12 protein-coding genes and 1 tRNA gene are annotated in these 16,706 nt (G+C 54.3%); 5 read left to right on the top strand and 8 right to left on the bottom strand.

Annotated elements, in window-relative coordinates; genetic code table 11:
* Positions 1–43 precede the first annotated feature (43 nt).
* From P2R09_RS08790 to P2R09_RS08775, 4 genes are all read left to right on the top strand, one after another.
* Positions 44–120, top strand: a tRNA-Pro gene (locus tag P2R09_RS08790).
* 451 nt (positions 121–571) lie between these two features.
* Entirely contained in the window at positions 572–775 is a 204-nt protein-coding gene (locus P2R09_RS08785; protein WP_003854174.1) for a hypothetical protein, read from the top strand.
* 68 nt (positions 776–843) lie between these two features.
* Positions 844–1,560, top strand: coding sequence for a 4'-phosphopantetheinyl transferase superfamily protein (locus tag P2R09_RS08780; RefSeq protein ID WP_275768849.1), 717 nt, complete (start codon positions 844–846; stop codon positions 1,558–1,560).
* A 256-nt stretch (positions 1,561–1,816) separates the two neighbouring features.
* Positions 1,817–3,481 (top strand): carboxylesterase family protein, encoded by a 1,665-nt coding sequence (locus tag P2R09_RS08775; protein ID WP_275768847.1) that lies wholly within the window; start codon positions 1,817–1,819, stop codon positions 3,479–3,481.
* Positions 3,482–3,711: 230 nt separating this feature from the next.
* Here the strand turns inward: P2R09_RS08775 and P2R09_RS08770 are convergent, their stop codons facing one another.
* From P2R09_RS08770 to apbE, 3 genes are all read right to left on the bottom strand, one after another.
* On the bottom strand, positions 3,712–5,364 hold the full coding sequence (locus P2R09_RS08770) for a multidrug ABC transporter permease/ATP-binding protein (protein ID WP_275768845.1): 1,653 nt from the start codon (positions 5,362–5,364) through the stop codon (positions 3,712–3,714).
* A gap of 101 nt (positions 5,365–5,465) precedes the next feature.
* Positions 5,466–6,107 (bottom strand): DNA oxidative demethylase AlkB, encoded by a 642-nt coding sequence (gene alkB / locus P2R09_RS08765; protein WP_275768843.1) that lies wholly within the window; start codon positions 6,105–6,107, stop codon positions 5,466–5,468.
* Positions 6,107–7,156 carry an FAD:protein FMN transferase ApbE gene (gene apbE, locus P2R09_RS08760; RefSeq protein ID WP_275768841.1) on the bottom strand — a complete coding sequence of 350 codons (1,050 nt, stop codon included), beginning with the start codon at positions 7,154–7,156 and terminating at the stop codon, positions 6,107–6,109. Before apbE ends, alkB begins: the two co-directional genes overlap by 1 nt.
* 168 nt (positions 7,157–7,324) lie before the next feature.
* Between apbE and P2R09_RS08755 the strand changes: the two genes are divergently transcribed.
* The gene (locus tag P2R09_RS08755; RefSeq protein ID WP_008926126.1) at positions 7,325–7,435 is read left to right on the top strand and encodes a hypothetical protein; all 111 of its coding nucleotides are present in this window, start codon (positions 7,325–7,327) and stop codon (positions 7,433–7,435) included.
* Positions 7,436–7,796: 361 nt separating this feature from the next.
* Here P2R09_RS08755 and ompC read toward each other — a convergent pair whose 3' ends face one another.
* The 5 genes from ompC to P2R09_RS08730 form a co-directional block, all read right to left on the bottom strand.
* Positions 7,797–8,909 carry a porin OmpC gene (ompC, locus tag P2R09_RS08750; RefSeq protein ID WP_275768838.1) on the bottom strand — a complete coding sequence of 371 codons (1,113 nt, stop codon included), beginning with the start codon at positions 8,907–8,909 and terminating at the stop codon, positions 7,797–7,799.
* Positions 8,910–9,507: 598 nt separating this feature from the next.
* Positions 9,508–10,677, bottom strand: coding sequence for an HlyD family efflux transporter periplasmic adaptor subunit (locus P2R09_RS08745; protein WP_008926127.1), 1,170 nt, complete (start codon positions 10,675–10,677; stop codon positions 9,508–9,510).
* Positions 10,674–12,818: a type I secretion system permease/ATPase gene (locus P2R09_RS08740; protein WP_275768835.1), complete on the bottom strand. Its 2,145-nt coding sequence runs from the start codon at positions 12,816–12,818 to the stop codon at positions 10,674–10,676. The genes P2R09_RS08745 and P2R09_RS08740 overlap by 4 nt, the downstream gene beginning before the upstream one ends.
* A 16-nt stretch (positions 12,819–12,834) precedes the next feature.
* Positions 12,835–14,190: a TolC family outer membrane protein gene (locus P2R09_RS08735; protein WP_275768833.1), complete on the bottom strand. Its 1,356-nt coding sequence runs from the start codon at positions 14,188–14,190 to the stop codon at positions 12,835–12,837.
* 303 nt (positions 14,191–14,493) lie between these two features.
* A complete protein-coding gene (locus tag P2R09_RS08730) occupies positions 14,494–16,428 on the bottom strand; it encodes an Ig-like domain-containing protein (protein WP_275768832.1) in 1,935 nt (644 codons plus the stop codon).
* Positions 16,429–16,706 lie beyond the last annotated feature (278 nt).

The raw sequence follows: 16,706 nt of genomic DNA, 5'->3' as shown, positions 1-16,706 counted from the left end.
CTTGCATTCATGACGATAACCAGTAGACTAATCCTCCAGTGTTCGGCACGTAGCGCAGCCTGGTAGCGCACGGTCATGGGGTGTCCGGGGTCGGAGGTTCAAATCCTCTCGTGCCGACCAAATTCCCTGAAAAGCAGCCCAAAAGGCTGCTTTTTTCGTTTCTGTCATCAAAACATAACTTTCATCACATCTCCTCCAAAGCGTTCTATACTTAACAGCGTGTGGGTAACAAGAGGAGAGTTCATGACATTAATCGAAAAAGATGATCCATCCGAAGCACCCGAGTCCGGCGATAAGCAACCTTCCCCGCCAGACCAGAAGTAACCCACAGGGCCGCGTATGACGCGGCCTTTCTGTTTCTGTTCTCTCTGCCCACTCTCTCCTGCGTAACATTCAGAATTGGCCCATGTAGCAGTTAACATTTCTCTTACAATCAGCAGGTTAACGCGGGCACCAGAAACTGATCCGTCTCACAAAATCGGCCATTAGTCGCGTCTTTTCATCAAACTGAAACAAAAATGTCACAGAAATTGCCTACTCTAAACTCCCCAGAAATTGACGGATAATTTTTATGGCGATCAAAGCGAAAAGCCTGAAAGATGCGGAAGCTTTACTGCATTCAGGCATTAGCAAAGTGGAACTGGCGTATGACATTGGTAGCGACGACTTCTTTCGTCTGGCGAGCCACTGGTGCGACCGGGGTGCACGCATCAGCAGGGGTCACCACCATTTTGTTGTTTCTCTGAAGAGTTTTGCCATTCCTCCCAACGACTGATTACGGCGGGCTGCTTGCCCTGATGCATCGTGCCTGATTTAATGCCTTTTTGGCTTAAATGGTTTCGCATGCGCTATCCCGACCTGCCGCTGCCGCCTGTTCCAGGCGGCTTTATTCTTTCCAGCCACCTGAACCACAGCGATTATTTGCTGGCGGTGAGTCGCTTTGACCCGCAAAAGTATCATGACGTGCTGGCTGTCGAATGGGGTATTCCCTTACCTGCCCGACTGCAGCAGGCTGTCACTAAACGGCGTGCTGAATACCTCGCCAGCCGTTTACTGGTCCGGTCGGTAATGACAGAGCTGGGCATTGCCGATTTCATCCTGACCAACGCACCCGATCGCTCCCCCTGCTGGCCTGCTGGCGTTCAGGCGTCGCTGTCGCACAGTGCCGGTGTGCTCGTGGTAGCGGCAACCCGGCAACCCTGTGCGGTTGGCGTCGATGTTGAGCAGTTGATGTCAGAGACGACGGCGCAGGAAACGGCAGAGCTGTTGATGAATAAGCCGGAACAGCAACTGTTGCAGACGCTGCCCGTCTCCTTCAGCACTGCCGCGACTCTGCTCTTCTCCCTCAAAGAGAGCCTTTATAAAGCGCTGTGGCCACAACTGCATCAGCCGATGGATTTTCTGGATGCTGCACTGGTGTCGGTAGATTTCGCGCAGCAGCGCGCGACGCTGCAACTGGCTCAGGACTTCGGTGACTGTTTTGCGATGGGGACGTTACTGGAGGCGGAGTTTATGTGGCGCGATAATCAGGTGATCACGCTGATTAAGCATCGGCTTTAAAAAAGCATTCTAAACAGAATGCCAGTATGTTTTTTCCTGGCCTGACACCTTGTGATTTGCGACCACCACTAAAGCAGAATTCACAATAAGCAGAGGCACAACAGGGTCGATGCGTTCCGCCAGCCACAGGCATATTCCACCACTAAAAAAGAGTAACACGCGATAATGGCTGGATTTGTGCTGTTTTGTGAGCCAGACATGAGTGGGTATTGCGACACTTCAGGTATAAGAAATATTTCCCTGGAACAAGGTACGCATGAAAAATTCTCTGTTCAGATTGTCCCCTACTTTTTTACTCTTTTTGCTTGCCTCATCAGCCACTGCACAAACGATCTCCCCTGAAATTACGACGCAGTCAGGCAAAGTCAAAGGCACAGAGCATCAAAACACGCTGTCCTGGACCGGTATTCCTTATGCAAAAGCACCGGTCGGGGAACTGCGCTGGAAAAAACCGATTTCCCCTGACGCATGGCAAACCGTTTTCGATGCGACCCGGCCCGCTACGGACTGTATCCAGGTTTCCCCGGACGGAGCCAAAGGTCATGAGGATTGCCTGAATCTCAATATCTATCGCCTGACAGAGAGCAGCACACCACTTCCGGTGCTGGTCTATATTCATGGTGGCAATAATCAGCTGGGCAGTTCCACTGAGTTCGCGCCGGCGTTTATCGCTGAAAAATACAATGCCGTGATTGTCACCGTAAACTACCGTCTTGGCGCACTCGGCTTTAACCCATTGAAAGCGCTGAACGATGGCAACCCGCTGGATGACTCCGGGAATTACAGCTTACTCGACATCAAACAATCGCTTTCGTGGATCAAAGACAATATTCCGGCTTTTGGGGGTGACAGAAATAATATTACCGTTTCCGGATTTTCAGCGGGTGGCAGAGACGTGATGGCGATGCTTATATCGCCCCTTTTTAAAAATACTTTCAACAAAGCCATCGTTTTCAGTGGTGGCATGACCACCTCTGACAAACATGAAGCAGAAAGCATCTTCGCGCAAAGAGTGGCACCTCTGGTCGTTAAACAGGGCATTAAACCGGATGCAGGCGCGGCGAAAAGCTGGCTCCTGTCGGGCTCACCAGAGGTACGTCATTTTCTCTATCAGCTTCCGGCGGCAGATCTGGCAATGCTTTTTGGCGATGCGGGAATCCGCATGAATCAATTCCCGCATCTCTACCGCGATGGTGTGGTGATCCCGAAGGATGGCTTTGAGACCAAAAATTATAATGCCGTCCCCGCCATCATGGCCACAGGACAACAGGAGTTTTCTTTCTTCGCCCGTAACGACCCCCTGTTTGCAACACAGGTGAAAGACGGTTCGCTTAAAAATAATACCGCGCTGCTGAATAAATACACCTTTGCAAATTATTATGGCGGGCTGCTATACAGCCTGTTTAATGTTAACCAGTCTGCTGAGCGCATGTATAAAAATTATAACGCGCCGCTGTATGGGATGGAGTTCCGTTATGGCACGGATGCGTTTGTTACAGGTGATAAGTTATCGGCCATCGGTTCTTTCCACGGCGTGTTTATGCCTTTTTGGGATAAAAATAAGTATGCTGAATTTACGCAGGATGCGCTGAAGCTAAAAGGCTCTCAGGCATTAGGTGAATCTTTTAATTCCTACATTAAAAACTTCCTGGCAACAGGGTCACCCAACGATCAGACCCTTCCGGAATGGAAGAAATGGACGCCGGAAAATGCCGCAGCGGGGGAATCACTGCTGGTGATGGATGCTAACAAGCAGAAAGCTATTATTTACATGAGCAATAAGACTTATAGCTATAACGATATTCTCACCCGCATTGAACAGGACAACGCCCTGTCAGCAGCAGACAAAAATATTGTCATCAAAAACGTGCTGAACAATCGCTGGTTCAGCGCACCGCTTGATCAACATTTCGCCCACTAATCCGCTGCCTCCTGCGCTGGCAGGAGGCAAACTTTAACGCATCGACTTCACTGCAGATGACCTGCCGTACAGGGCTGTTATCCTTGATGTAGTGCATATGAGGCACACCTGCCAATAGATTGTTCAGTCAGCACGGTTGCCTGCTGCAGATGCTTACAGAAGTGTTAACACCGTGTTCAGCGACCTGCACGACACTTAACGCGGTAGCTGCTGAGTGTTGCCATCTGCCGTCAAAGCCCGGTATCGGTGCGTTTAACCGAGTCGAGCGTGGCGAGGTCGCGTTCATTACCGGTCAACTCCGTCAACTGGCCTTCGCGCATCTCCAGCAGCCGATCGGCATGAATGAAGTAGTGATCGTCATGGCTGATAGCAAACACCGTTTTACCCGCCTGCTGCAGCCACGGCAGCAGCTCACGATAGAAGATGCGTCGGAAATGTGGGTCCTGATCTGCCGCCCACTCATCCAGTAGCAGCACATCGCGTTCTTCTGCCACCGCCAGTAACAGTGCCAGTCGCTTACTCTGTCCTTTTGAGAGCCGCAGATTGAGCACTTTATTGCCTTCAATCTTCAGCTTGTCCTGCATCTTCAGCCTCTCCAGCCACTGCTGCACCAGCGCCGGATTGGCGACCACGCCTTCCCGCCCGATTAACCGGTCAAACAGATGCAGGTCGGTAAAGACCGCGGAGAACTGACTGCGCCAGACATCCAGCTCCTCTGCCGTGATCGCTTTACCATCCAGCAGCAGCGTGCCGGACTGCGGTTGATACAGCCCGGTCAGCAGCATCGCCAGCGTCGATTTTCCGCTGCCGTTGCCACCAATCAGAAACACCAGTTCGCCCCGGCGCAGCGTCAGGTTAATCGGCCCGACCTGGAAGCCGTTGTCACCATAGTGAAAAGAGACGTCGCGCAACTCCAGGGTTTGCCAGTCTGACGCCGCCGATGGCGCGTGAAACCCTGACTGATAAGGCGCGAGGTCAAAGGCGTTGAGCTTACGGAATGCGACCTGGGCGCTGAGTAACGTGGGTAACGCGCCCACAGCAGAAAGCAGCGGCGTGCGTAAGAACAGCAGCGTCAGGGAGAAAGTCGCGGCCACAGCAGTATTGGCCCAGCCCAGGCTGTTAGCCATGAAAAAGACCATGCCGATAGCGCCCAGGGTCATGATATTTGACCAGTTGACCGCACTCAGATGATAAGTATCGGCACGCACAATATGGTGACGCCAGGCGCGGGCATCTTCCTGATAAACCGTGTCATAGACCTGTTGTGCACGTGAGCGGTTAAGCTGTAACTCTTTACGCCCCTCAATCACCGTCTGGTAATCACGATAGAGGTTGTCTTCGATTTCGCGCAACTTTGCCATGTGCTGGTAAACCCGCGAGACCAGCATCCAGCCGCCCACCAGCGTCACACCCAGCCAGACACTCGTCACCAGCAGCATTTTTGGTGACAGCCACGCGAGATAGATGGCTGAGCCGAGAGTAATGATAACGCCCTGAAACAGCTCCGGCAGGCGCACAAAAGCCAGCGTAATTGCCCGCACGTCGCTGGTCAGTCCCGCCAGCAGTTGTGCACTGCCGAGTTGCTCGATGCGTTCAACCCGGCTATCAAGGATTCGCTTGATGAACTCGCCACGCAGTCGCCAGACAAACTGATGCCCGAGCATTGTCAGTGCCAGCTGCGAAGCCAGCGTCACCGCCATCAGCACCACCAGCTGCAACAGGAACTGCGGCAGCACCGCGAATGAGGTGTTGATGGCGACAATCATTTCGCGGTTGATAAAGGCGATCATGCCGATACCCAGCACGGCGCTTAACAACGTCAGGGCAATGACCCCGATAAAAGGCCAGCGAAACTGGCGGAAAACAACGCTTAACAACGTCATGCAGGCAATCCAACCCATCAGCTAAAAAACAGCCTGCAGTGTAATGGGATGCCAAATGATAGCAATAGTTATTCTCACCACGCCGTGACTGCCGTGGTGGGTTAAAAGGCGCGACGAAATGTCAGGTTATAACGCCAGGCACCGGCCAGCGGATGCACCCCTGGCTTAAGCGGCAGAATGCCGTGGTAACGCAGGCGCGACGGCCCGCCCCACACCACAATATCGCCATGCTCAAGCAGCACACGCTGGGTGCTGTCACCCCGTTCGAAGCCGCCGAACTGAAACACGGCCGGCAGACCCAGCGACACCGAAACGATGGGCTGGTGCAGGTCTTTCTCATCTTTATCCTGATGCAGCGTCAGCTTCGCGCCCGGCTCATAGCGGTTAAGCAGGCAGGCATCCGGATTAAAGCCAGGAAAGCCCGCCTCCGCCGCGGCCTGCTGCGCCAGCTCGCGAAACAGCGGTGGCATGGGCGGCCATTTGCGGCCATTGAGGTTATCCTGCTGCTGATAATTGTAACCGCGTGAATCCACCGACCAGCCAAAATCGCCGCAGTTGGTCATCGCCACCGACATGCGATGGCCGCCGGGCGTGATGCGATGGGCAAAGGGGTTCTGTTCCGCAATCGCCAGTATCTGCTGATACAGCGCCTCTGCGTCATCACGTGCGCGGCGCCGCAGGATAACGGCCCCCTCCGCCAGCGGCTCCTGCCAGGGTTGCTCTTCACTAAAAAGATCTAACATCAGGGTTCTCCGGATTCAGCGGGAATCAGAAAAGCAGCAAACTGCGGCGACATCCAGCTGACAAATTTATCGCCCTGCTTGCTGATCAGATAGACCGCCAGATGCTGTTCAATTGCCAGCGCTTTGGCTTTCTCGGTGCCGAGCACCATCAGTCCGGTGTCCCAGCCATCGGCTTCCAGCGCCGTGGTGGCAATCACCGTGGCAGAAACCAGTTTATGCTCAATGGGTCGTCCGGTAACGGGATCGATCACATGAGAAATGCGCTTGCCGTCCAGTTCATAATAGTTGCGATAGCTGCCGGATGTACTGATACCGTGTCCCTGCAGACTCACGCGTGCCTGCACCGCATTCTCCTGATCGGTGGGTTTCTGGATCGCCACCCGCCACGGCTGCTGTTGCGCATTAAGACCCCGGCTCAGTACGGCACCGCCGACTGACACCAGATAGTTGTTGATACCGAGCTGCTCCATCAGCCGTGCCAGATGATCGGTGGCAAAGCCCTCACCCACCGTCGAGAGATCGACATAGAGCTCTGGCAAATCTTTCTGCAACCATTGTCCATCCGCACCCTGCAGCACTCTCAGATGCTGCAATCCGGTCTGCGCACGGGCGGCGGCAATTTCGGCTGCATCCGGTGTATGGATGGGCTGTTTCGTCGGGCCAAAGCCCCATAAATTAACCAGTGGACCGACGGTAATGTCCATCGCCCCGCCGGTTTTACGGCCAATCCGCAGCGAGGTCGTAACAATGTCCGCCATGTTTTCACTCACCGGCTGCGGTGACAGGTCACGGCTCTGGTTAAAGCGCGATAACGCAGAGTCCGGCTTCCAGGTGGAGAGCTCAGCATCATCCGCGTCCAGCTGCTGCTGAATCCGCTGCTGTAAGGCCGCTTTACGCTCACTCTCAACACCCGCCAGGCTCACCCGCCAGACAGTGCCCATGGTTTTTCCTTCCAGCACCATCGGCGTTGTCGGTGCTGATTGATCACAGCCCGCTACGACCAGCAATAAAAACGACATAAACAGCAGATTAATCTTATAACTCATCATTCCTCGCCTGTAACACTTTATTAATAGCCACTACAAAGCATAAAGTTTGGGTAAATTCGCTTAAATAGAGTTGAATATTTTACTGAATCACGAGAGCATTCCCCGGTCATCTATCCTGATCCCGCCTCGCGACAGGGGATTAACATTAATCAAAGTAAGGAGCTACAGATGATCTATGCGATTCTGGTCGTTGCCCTGGGTCTGTTTGTTTACGGCAGTTATAAAGTTGTCGAACAGCGTCGTCATCGTCACATGACCCCTTCCCGGCCGCGCCAGTAACGGGCTTAACTGCACCTGATTGGGGCAATCGCTCCCTGACGTGCGCGGCAAGTGTATCAAAACGGGCGTAATGCCTGTGGCTGTGAGAGCGGTAAAGCTGGCATGAATTCTGCACTGTTGAAACAGTGTTTATCTCTGAGAGGTGCAGAATGAAAAATTCACAGAAGTGGCAGTCAGCATGGCATCACTGGTTGAGCTTTTCAGCTTTCACTCTGGCAGGCGTGGCATTTGAAGGCGCGCGGTTTGGCAGCGTTATGTCATCAGAAACAACGGCGCCGGAAGCAACGAAGTGGCCAAAGGCTGACGCGTTTAGCCCGGAAGATAACGCAGGAGCGCAGCCGTAACTGCGCTCCCTTATCACTTAGAACTGGTAAACCAGGCCTACACCCACCACGTCGTCGGTATTGATACCGGCCGCGTCGGTGAAGGCGTTGTCGTCCAGCAGGTTGATCTGGTAATCAACATAGGTAGACATGTTTTTGTTGAAGTAATACGTCGCGCCAACATCGATATATTTTTTCAGATTCTGTGTGCCCCAGTTCTGAACATCGGTGCCACGTGAGGTCACGTACGCCAGAGATGGACGCAGACCAAAGTCGAATTGATACTGCGCAACCAGTTCCCAGTTGTCCGCTTTATCCGCATAACCAAACGCTGAAGAGTCGGTGCTGCCGAAGCGGGTTGCGTTGAAGGAGCGTGAGTACATCGCTGCCAGATAGACGTTGTTCGCGTCATATTTCAGACCGCCAGTATACACTGCCGCTTTATCGCCATGGCCGAGGATACCTGATGTTTCGCTGTTCTGGTCGTTGGTACGGTCAGACTGGAAGGTTGCCGCACCAATGCCGAAGCCTGAACCCAGATCATAGGTCGTGCTCAGACCCCAGCCGTCGCCGTTCTGGCCCAGCACGTCACGGCCATTCGGTGACTCGCTGCTGTTGCCATTCTTGCCCTGATACTGGACTGCGAAGTTCCAGCCATCCACCAGACCGAAGAAATTGTTGTTACGGTAGGTCGCCATGCCGTTACCGCGCTGATACATGAAGTTATCCGCGCCATAGGTATCGCCGCCGAACTCAGGCAGCACATCAGTCCATGCGCCGATGTCATAGGCTACGCCGTAGTTACGACCATAGTCGAAGGATCCCGCATCACCAAATTTCACACCGGCGAACCCAACACGGGTAAAGCTGTCTGCTGTCCCCTGGTCTTCAGAGTTGTTCAGTGCTGCCTGGTATTCCCACTGGCCGTAACCGGTCAGCTGATTGCTGATTTCTGTTTCGCCTTTGAAGCCGAAGCGAACGTATGACTGGTCGCCGTCGGAACTGCTGTTGTCAGAGAAGTAGTGCAGGCCGTCAACTTTACCGAAGAGATCTAATTTGTTGCCGTCTTTGTTATAGATTTCAGCTGCGTTTGCTGATCCTGTTGCAACCAGCAGTGCAGGAATCATCAGGGAGAGAACGCGACGTTTCATTTTATTACCCTCTGTTATATGCCTTTATAATTTGCCACTGCTAACTGAATGATTAAAAATTCAGCCGGCAGGTCATTGTTGTTTTATAGCGGGTAATAATCCACCAGGAAAATGCTACTAAATTTCCAAAACTGTTTCATCCATCGAAACAGTTATTTCATAATGTAAATAGCGGGGAACTAATAACCAGCACAGATCGGTAAAAAAAACCGCACAAATTGATACACCCCTTCCGATATCTTTGTTATCAACAACTTACATCAGAGCATTCCGAAGCACTGAATGATAAAACTTATACGACATCTGGTAATAGAATAGACCCCGCTATCATCATTTATTCCATTATTACCTTCATTCTCCCCGAATGAGATGTACAACTTATTATTTCCCGCCGGACAATCTGTCCGGCATTTTTTTGCCTGTCATTTGCCATCGCACTATATCTTCGTAAACATTTTTAATCCGGTTAAATTAACTTCACTCTGCTTCCGCACAGTTTGTTAAATTGCGCACACTTTGTGCCCGGATAGTCTGAATATTCGCCATGTTAATTTATCACCGTAATTAAGCAAATAAGCCTCTCAGCTGGGCCGCATTTTCAGCGCTCGCGCAGCGATTCTTTGACTTTATTCAGTGGTTTAATCAGGTAATCCATGACGGATTTCTGACCGGTTTTAATCTCCACATTGGCCACCATTCCGGGCACAATCGGGAATTTTCGGCCAGCGCGGTTGGTCAGCTCGGCTTTCTGGGTACGAACGTAGACACGATAGTAATATTGATCACGTTTCACCTCATCCTGCAGCGTGTCTGGCGACACCGTTTCCACTTCGCCGTGCAGATCGCCATAGATAGAGGAGTCATAGGCGGTGACTTTCACGGTGGCGGCCAGTCCGGGCCGAATCCAGGCGATATCGCGTGGATTGATACGCGTCTCAATCAGCAGTTGATCCTCCAGCGGCACGATTTCCATCAGTTTACCGCCCGGCTCCAGTACGCCACCCACCGTGGTGACCTGAATGTCTTTGACGATGCCGCGCACCGGCGAGTAGAGCGTCGCGCGCGTCAGCTGATCCTCTTTGCCTGCGGCAACCTGCAACTGCGCATCCAGTTCCGCATTGTTTTTCACCTGCTCTTCGTGAGCGCGCACCAGATAGTCATTGCGCGCCTCGTCGATTTTGCCACGCAGATCGCTGACCTGACGACGCAAACGGATCACCTCAACCTGCCCTGCCGCGCCTTTCGCCACCAGCGGTTCGGTGAGCCGCAGCTCATCCTGCACCAGTTTCAGCGACTGCTGCAGGTTACTGATGGTTTCGGTGAGATTACGACGTCGCGACTCATAGAGCTGCCGCTCGCGCGTAACCAGGTTCGGCTCCTTCAGCGTTTCGGCACTGAACTTCAGCGGCGTGCCCGACAGCTCCGCCTCCAGTCGCTCGGACGAGGCGCGAAGCGTGCGCACTTTAGCCTGCGCCTCACCAAAGTTGGACTGGAAGCGCGTTGGATCGAGGGTCGCCAGCACCTGCCCTTTCTCAACAATGTCACCTTCATGCACATTAAGCTGTTTGACGATGCCGCCATCCAGGCTGTCGATCACCTGCGCGCGGCTGGAGGGCGTCACTTTACCGGTGCCAACTGTGACCTCATCCAGAATGGCAAAGTGCGCCCAGATCAGAAATATCGCCAGCGCGGCGGTGCAGAGCCAGATAATCGCCGATGTCCGGCGCTCATGACGGGCAAGATCTTTATCAACAATCACCAGACTCATGCCACATCTCCTTTACCTGCCGTAGCAGGTGCAGTCGCGCGGCGCAGGATCTCGTCGCGCGGACCATCAGCGACAATGCGCCCGTTATCCATCACCACAATACGATCGACCATTTTCAGCAGTGCCGGACGGTGCGTCACCAGCACCAGCGTCCGGCCGCTGATCCAGCCCTGCAGCTGACGAATCACATGCTCCTCCAGCTGTTCATCCATTGCCGCAGTGGGTTCATCCAGCAGCACCACCTGCGGCTGACGCAGGATCAACCGGCTCAGCATCACCATCTGACGTTGCCCGCCAGAGAGCCCGCGACCGCCTTCATTGATAATACGATCCAGGATGGCGGCGTCCTGCTGGATCAGCGACAGTGCACCGCTGATACGCAGCGCCTGCAGCATCTCCTGTTCGCTGGCATGGGGATTGCCCAGCATCAGGTTCTGCCGCAGCGTGCCAAAGAAGAGGCGGGAGTCATGCGACAGCCACCCGAGCTGACGGCGTAGATCAGTGGGATCGATACGCTCAATATCGACACCATCAACAATCACCTTGCCCTGACTGGCCTGTGCCTGACCGGCAAGAATCTTCAGCAAGGTCGACTTCCCTGCCCCGACCTTACCCAGAATGGCAATCTTCTCGCCGGGCTTGATCTGCAGCTGCTGCACGTTGAGCACATTCTTTTCATTCTCTTCGTCATAGCTGTAATGCACATTGCGCAGATCGTACTGGCCGGTGAGCGTCGGACAGTGCGCCAGCGTGGCGGCTTCAGGTTGATCGAGCGGCTTTTTCAGCAACTCATCCAGCCCTTTCATCGCCATTTTGGCGTGCTGCCAGCGTGAGAAGACCATGGTCAGCTGCATCAGTGGAGCGATAGTGCGGGATGAGAGCAGACTACAGGCGACCAGCGTACCGGTGGTGATTTGTGAATCGAGCACCAGGTAAACCCCAAACACCAGCATCCCTGCATAGGTGAGCTGCTGCACCGTCGATGCCCAGCCGGTAAGGCGCGCGCCCCACAACCGCTGCTGATTGCTGATGGCGGCGCTGACTTCATGCGTCTGCTCCCACTGACGCTGGAAATAGGGTTCAGCCTGAAGTGCCTTGATATCCTCAATGCCTTCAATAGTCTCCACCAGTACCGCATTACGCAGCGCGCCCTCACGCAGCCCCTCTTTAGCCAGCCGCGCCATGGGAATCTGAACCAGCAGACCCGGAATGACGATCAGCGGGATCGCCGCCAGCGGAATCAGCACCAGCCAGCCGCCTATAAACGACATGATGAACAGGAACAGGATAACAAACGGCAGATCGGCCGCGGCACCGACCGTGGTCGAGGTCAGCAACTCGCGCACCTGGTCGATCTCACGCAGCTGCGAGATAAATGAGCCGGTCGATTTCGGCCGCGCCTCATTACGGATGCTCATCGCCCGGGCAAACAGCATGGCGGAAACTTTCAGGTCGATGCGTTTACCCATTAAGTCTGAGACCTGGGTTCGCATCAGCCGGATAAGATATTCAATCGCCGCAGCGATCAGTACCCCGACAAACAGCACCCACAGCGTGGACTGTGACTGCGCCGGAATCACCCGATCGTAGACCTGCATCGAAAAAAGAATTCCGGCCAGTGCCAGCACATTACCGATCACCGACGCCAGTGAGATCTCGGTGATACGTCGCCCCATGCCGCGAAAGTTTTTCCAGAACCAGTGTGGCTCATAAGGCTGAATGAATTCGTCGATGCGTGCATCACGGCCACGCGCCGCCACCCCAATCACGCCGACATCGCCCTGAGCACGTGTCAGCAGCTCCGATAAGGCGCTTTCACGCACCACATCGCCGCCTTCACTGAGCCAGTAACGCGCGCTGCCGTCCGCATCGATATTCTCCAGCACCGCTACGCTGGCATTTTCCAGCACCAGCACCACCGGCGTGATCTCCTGACGCCAGCGCAGTTTGTTCTGCGGCACCATGGTCAGATGCAGTCCCAGCAGGCCGGAGAGCCGCTCCAGCTGCTGTGACACCGGCAGATGTTCAAACCAGCGCATCTGCTGACGCAGGGTTTTGCCATCGGCAGGCTTACCGAATCGCGCGGCGACGCGCAGCATGGCCGCAATCCAGTTATCGGTGTTCAGGGTTAACGTACTCATGATTTTTGCCTTATCGCTATTGCAGCGAAGGAAGGAGGTCGCCGCTGCTTTGCTGGCGATCGATACCCATGATATCGAGCAGATTGTCTACTGCGGCGGCATAGCGCACGGTGGCGTCCCAGCCATCGTAAAGCGCGGTGATACGTGAGCTGTCAGCCTGAAAAACATCCTGTTCTACACTCAGCAGATCGTTCAGGCTGCGCTTGCTCAGGCGATATTCATCGGCATAGACATTGCGGGTATGGTCGGCGCTGGCCAGCTGCACTTCCCCGGCAGCCTGCCGTTGCTGCGCGCCAATCATGTCGGCATAGGCGGTTGAGGCGTTCTGATTAATGGCGAGTTTGGCTTGCTGTACCGCAGCCTGCGCTGCCTCACGGTCGCCCTCCGCTGATTCAGTTTTGGCATTGACCATGCCACCCTGATAGAGCGGCGCTTCCACCTGCAGCTGCACTTCATCATCCCAGTAAGACTGGCGATCGTTTTCATAGCGGGTCCGACCCGCCTGCACTTTGATGGTTGGCCAGTGACCGGACTGTGCCTGGCGTACCCGTTCACGGGCGGCCTCCTGTTTAGACTGTGCGCTGCGCACCGCCGCGCTGCTTTCATAGGCAATTTTGTCGAGGGTGATCTGCTGTTTCAGGAGTTCCTGGGGCAGTTCTGGCAGTGTGGCGGGCACCACGCCGGTCAGTACAGTGAGTTGGGCGGTAGCGGAGCGCAGCTGGGCGCGATACTGCTCAAGCGTGGCCTGCATTGCGGCGATGCGGGTTTCCGCCTGCAGCACGTCTGACTGTGAGTTGAGCCCCGCATCGGCGCGCAGTTTCGCGATATCCCGCACCCGCTGCAGTGAAGCGATATTAGTGTGCGCGATGTCTGCCAGCGCCTGGTAGCGTTTGACTTCGAGGTAGGCCTGCAGCGTATCTTCCGCCACGGTGGTCATGGAGTCGAACAGGCCGAAGCGATAAGCCTCTGACAGTGCATGCTGTTCATCGATGGCGCTGCCGGTACGCCCAAAGTCGTAGAGCAGCTGGCTAAGCGTGATACCGCCGGAGCCATTGTTGTTGAGGCTCCCGGCGGAGTCAGCCTGATGGGAGCGGCCCGCCGCACCCTGTAGTGAGATCTGCGGATACCAGGCGCTGCGGGCGGCATCAAGATCGCCCTCGCCAACGTGGATCTGTGCCGCCGCTTCCGAGATTTTCGGATTACGGGCGAAGGCCCGGAGAATGGCGTCGCGCAGCGTTAAGCTGGCAATCTGTTCTTCGGTCGGCGCTGCGCGCCAGTTAAATTCTGCTTTGGGTAAGGGTGCGGAAAAGACCGCATTCACTGACACGCCGCTTAGGGCGCACAATAAAAAAGTTAATTGCGCTTTGTTCATTATCCATACCAACAGGGGGTTTTATCATCATGATGTTTTTCCTGGTGAACAAAGCGAGCAAAAGGGATGAAGATCAGATCCTGACAGATTTATTGCATTATTTTATTTATGATTAACATCAGAGACACTAAACAACCATTAACATTATTAGATCATATCCTGTACTTATTCCTGTTAAAAACTGATGAAATCGTTAATATTCCACGCGAACGAATGAAAATTAACCACCCGGCCACGTCTGACCACTCCAGACAGGCTTAACAGACCCGTCCGGAAGGCAGTACTTTTACTAATGATTTAGCGTCACACTATCGGCTGTGCTGCCGGATGCTGCAATAGGTGATCGGCAAGGGTATAGGGCACATCTGAGAAGAGATGGCTCTCCTGAGGGAGGACAGCAACAGATGCCTGTGCCACATGCCCCGTATCTGCCTGCTGAGTCTGACTAAGGGTTTCCAGCAGGTGATCCAGCGTCTGCCCCTCTATCAGGCTCGCCGTTTCGGTATGCGATGCCACCTGCACCGTCTGGCTGGCCGTCGCGATATTACCGGCGCTGTCTTTGGCGCTGACCGTCATCTGATATTCCCCATCGTCCAGCGGTGCCAGTTGTCCGGCCAGAATGGTCAGGGACCAGCCACCATCCGCTTTGACACTGGCGCTGTAATGCTGATCGCCCAGCGTTAATTCCACCTGGCTCCCCGGTTGCAGATTGCTGGAACTGCCCTGAATCAGATGCCAGCTGTTCACATCGGCAGCATCGATTTTGTTGTCGCCAAACGCGATGTCCAGCGTCAGGGTTGGCCGCTGATGCACGGCAACGGTAAATAGCGTGTCCCAGCTTTGGGTGTCGCTGTTGCCATAGTCATCCTGGCGATGGAAAGTGGCGGTGACCGGACCATCCGGCAGCGCCATAAGCTCGCTGGAGGTCATCGTGACCATGCCTTTTGCGTCAGGCTGGTAGGTTATCCCATTGATTTCCATTGTTCTGCAGCCCTCAATATAGAAGCTCAAATCATGCTGCGCTTCCTGATAGTTGAGGGTCATGTCACCACCGATATCCATTTCGGTGTAGACCTGCTGTAAATCCGTATGGATATTCAGTTCATGGGTGACGTCGGTGTAGTTTTTTGCCCCATCAATGGACCAGGCACGGATTTCCCCGGCGCTGATAAAGGCGTTCACCTCCGCTGCCGGGATGATCACCTGCCAGTGTCCTTCCTGGCCCAGAGTGGCGTTAAAATCTTTTCCGTTGGCGCCGCTGATAACCAGCTGATGGCCCGGCATGACGGTGGTCAGCATGCCGCTCAGCAGCAGATCCTGCTGGCTTTCCGCAAGGTTAATCACATCGTCCGCAGTAATCTTATCGAAGGTTATCTGTGGCAGGCTGCTCTGATGAGTGATCAGCGTCAAATCGTGAGAGTCAGTTGCCGTTTTTCCGTTGGGATCGGTCGCCGTGACTTTGAGGCTGTAAACGCCATCCGGCAGCGCGGTTAAATCACTTTCAGCAAAAGAACCGTACCACTTGCCGTCACTTTCCATGTGCGCGGTGGTGGTTTGCGTGCCCAGCGTTAGTTTCAGCACCGACCCCACCGGCAGGTGTGTTGCGCTGCCACTGATCTCAACACCATAAATGCTCTCGGCAATACTCACCGCGTTGTCACCACTGACCGTATCCACGGTCAGTGTCGGTTTGATGGTGCGATCAGCATAGAAACCAAAATCGACGTCGGTAGTGGTACTGTGGCCCGCTTTATTGGTGAGGGTCAGCTGCAGGCTGTGATTGCCATCCGGCACCCCTTTTAGCGCCTCAGCCGGCATAGAGGCGTTCCAGTAGCCCCACTTATTGACCGTACTGTGCCAGCTCTGGTCGTTAAAAGTCAGTGTCACTGTTGAACCCGCTTCACCTTCAGCACGCCCCCGCAGATGTACTGGCTTATGCGCTTCCCAGCTGGCGATAACCCCGTCCATGGCAATGGGTTCGTAAGGCCGTAGTGCCGGGGGAGATGAACTCTTTACCGTAGACAGCGTGTTGTCATTAAACGGGCTGCTATGCAGCGATTCCGTGGAGAAGGTGCTAATCGGCAGGTTCAGACTTTGCGTAGCCACCGGAAGGCTCAGGCTTTGCAGGGGAAGTGGCACGATGGCTGGCAGCGTGCTGTCGGTAACGGCAAAGTCGCTGACTGCCGTCTGGAAAATGGATTCAAGCCGGACAGAACGAAACGTATCACGTGTTGACATAGGTAACCTCAGTTCAGAACAGAAACGCAGACTAAAACGCCCGGATAAACCGGACGTGAAGGCTGTCGACAGGTGGTGGGTCAGCTGATGCTGCCCGTTTCCGCTGGTCGGAACTGATTACCCGCAGGTAACAGGGATGGAGAAAGAGGACGCTGATAAAGCGACAAAGGGAGACAGAATAATGATTCACGGCGTGACGCCGTTTCTTACCCCTACCCTAATCTTTCATTCTGCTAATGAATATTGGCGATTATCTGGAAAATAAATTATCACGTGAC

It is taken from the genome of Pantoea sp. Cr_R13, assembly GCF_029222565.1.
In the GTDB taxonomy this organism is placed as follows: Bacteria; Pseudomonadota; Gammaproteobacteria; order Enterobacterales; family Enterobacteriaceae; genus Pantoea; species Pantoea eucalypti.
Note: the sequence above shows the minus strand (reverse complement) of the source record. Positions and strands in the feature narration are given on the sequence as shown.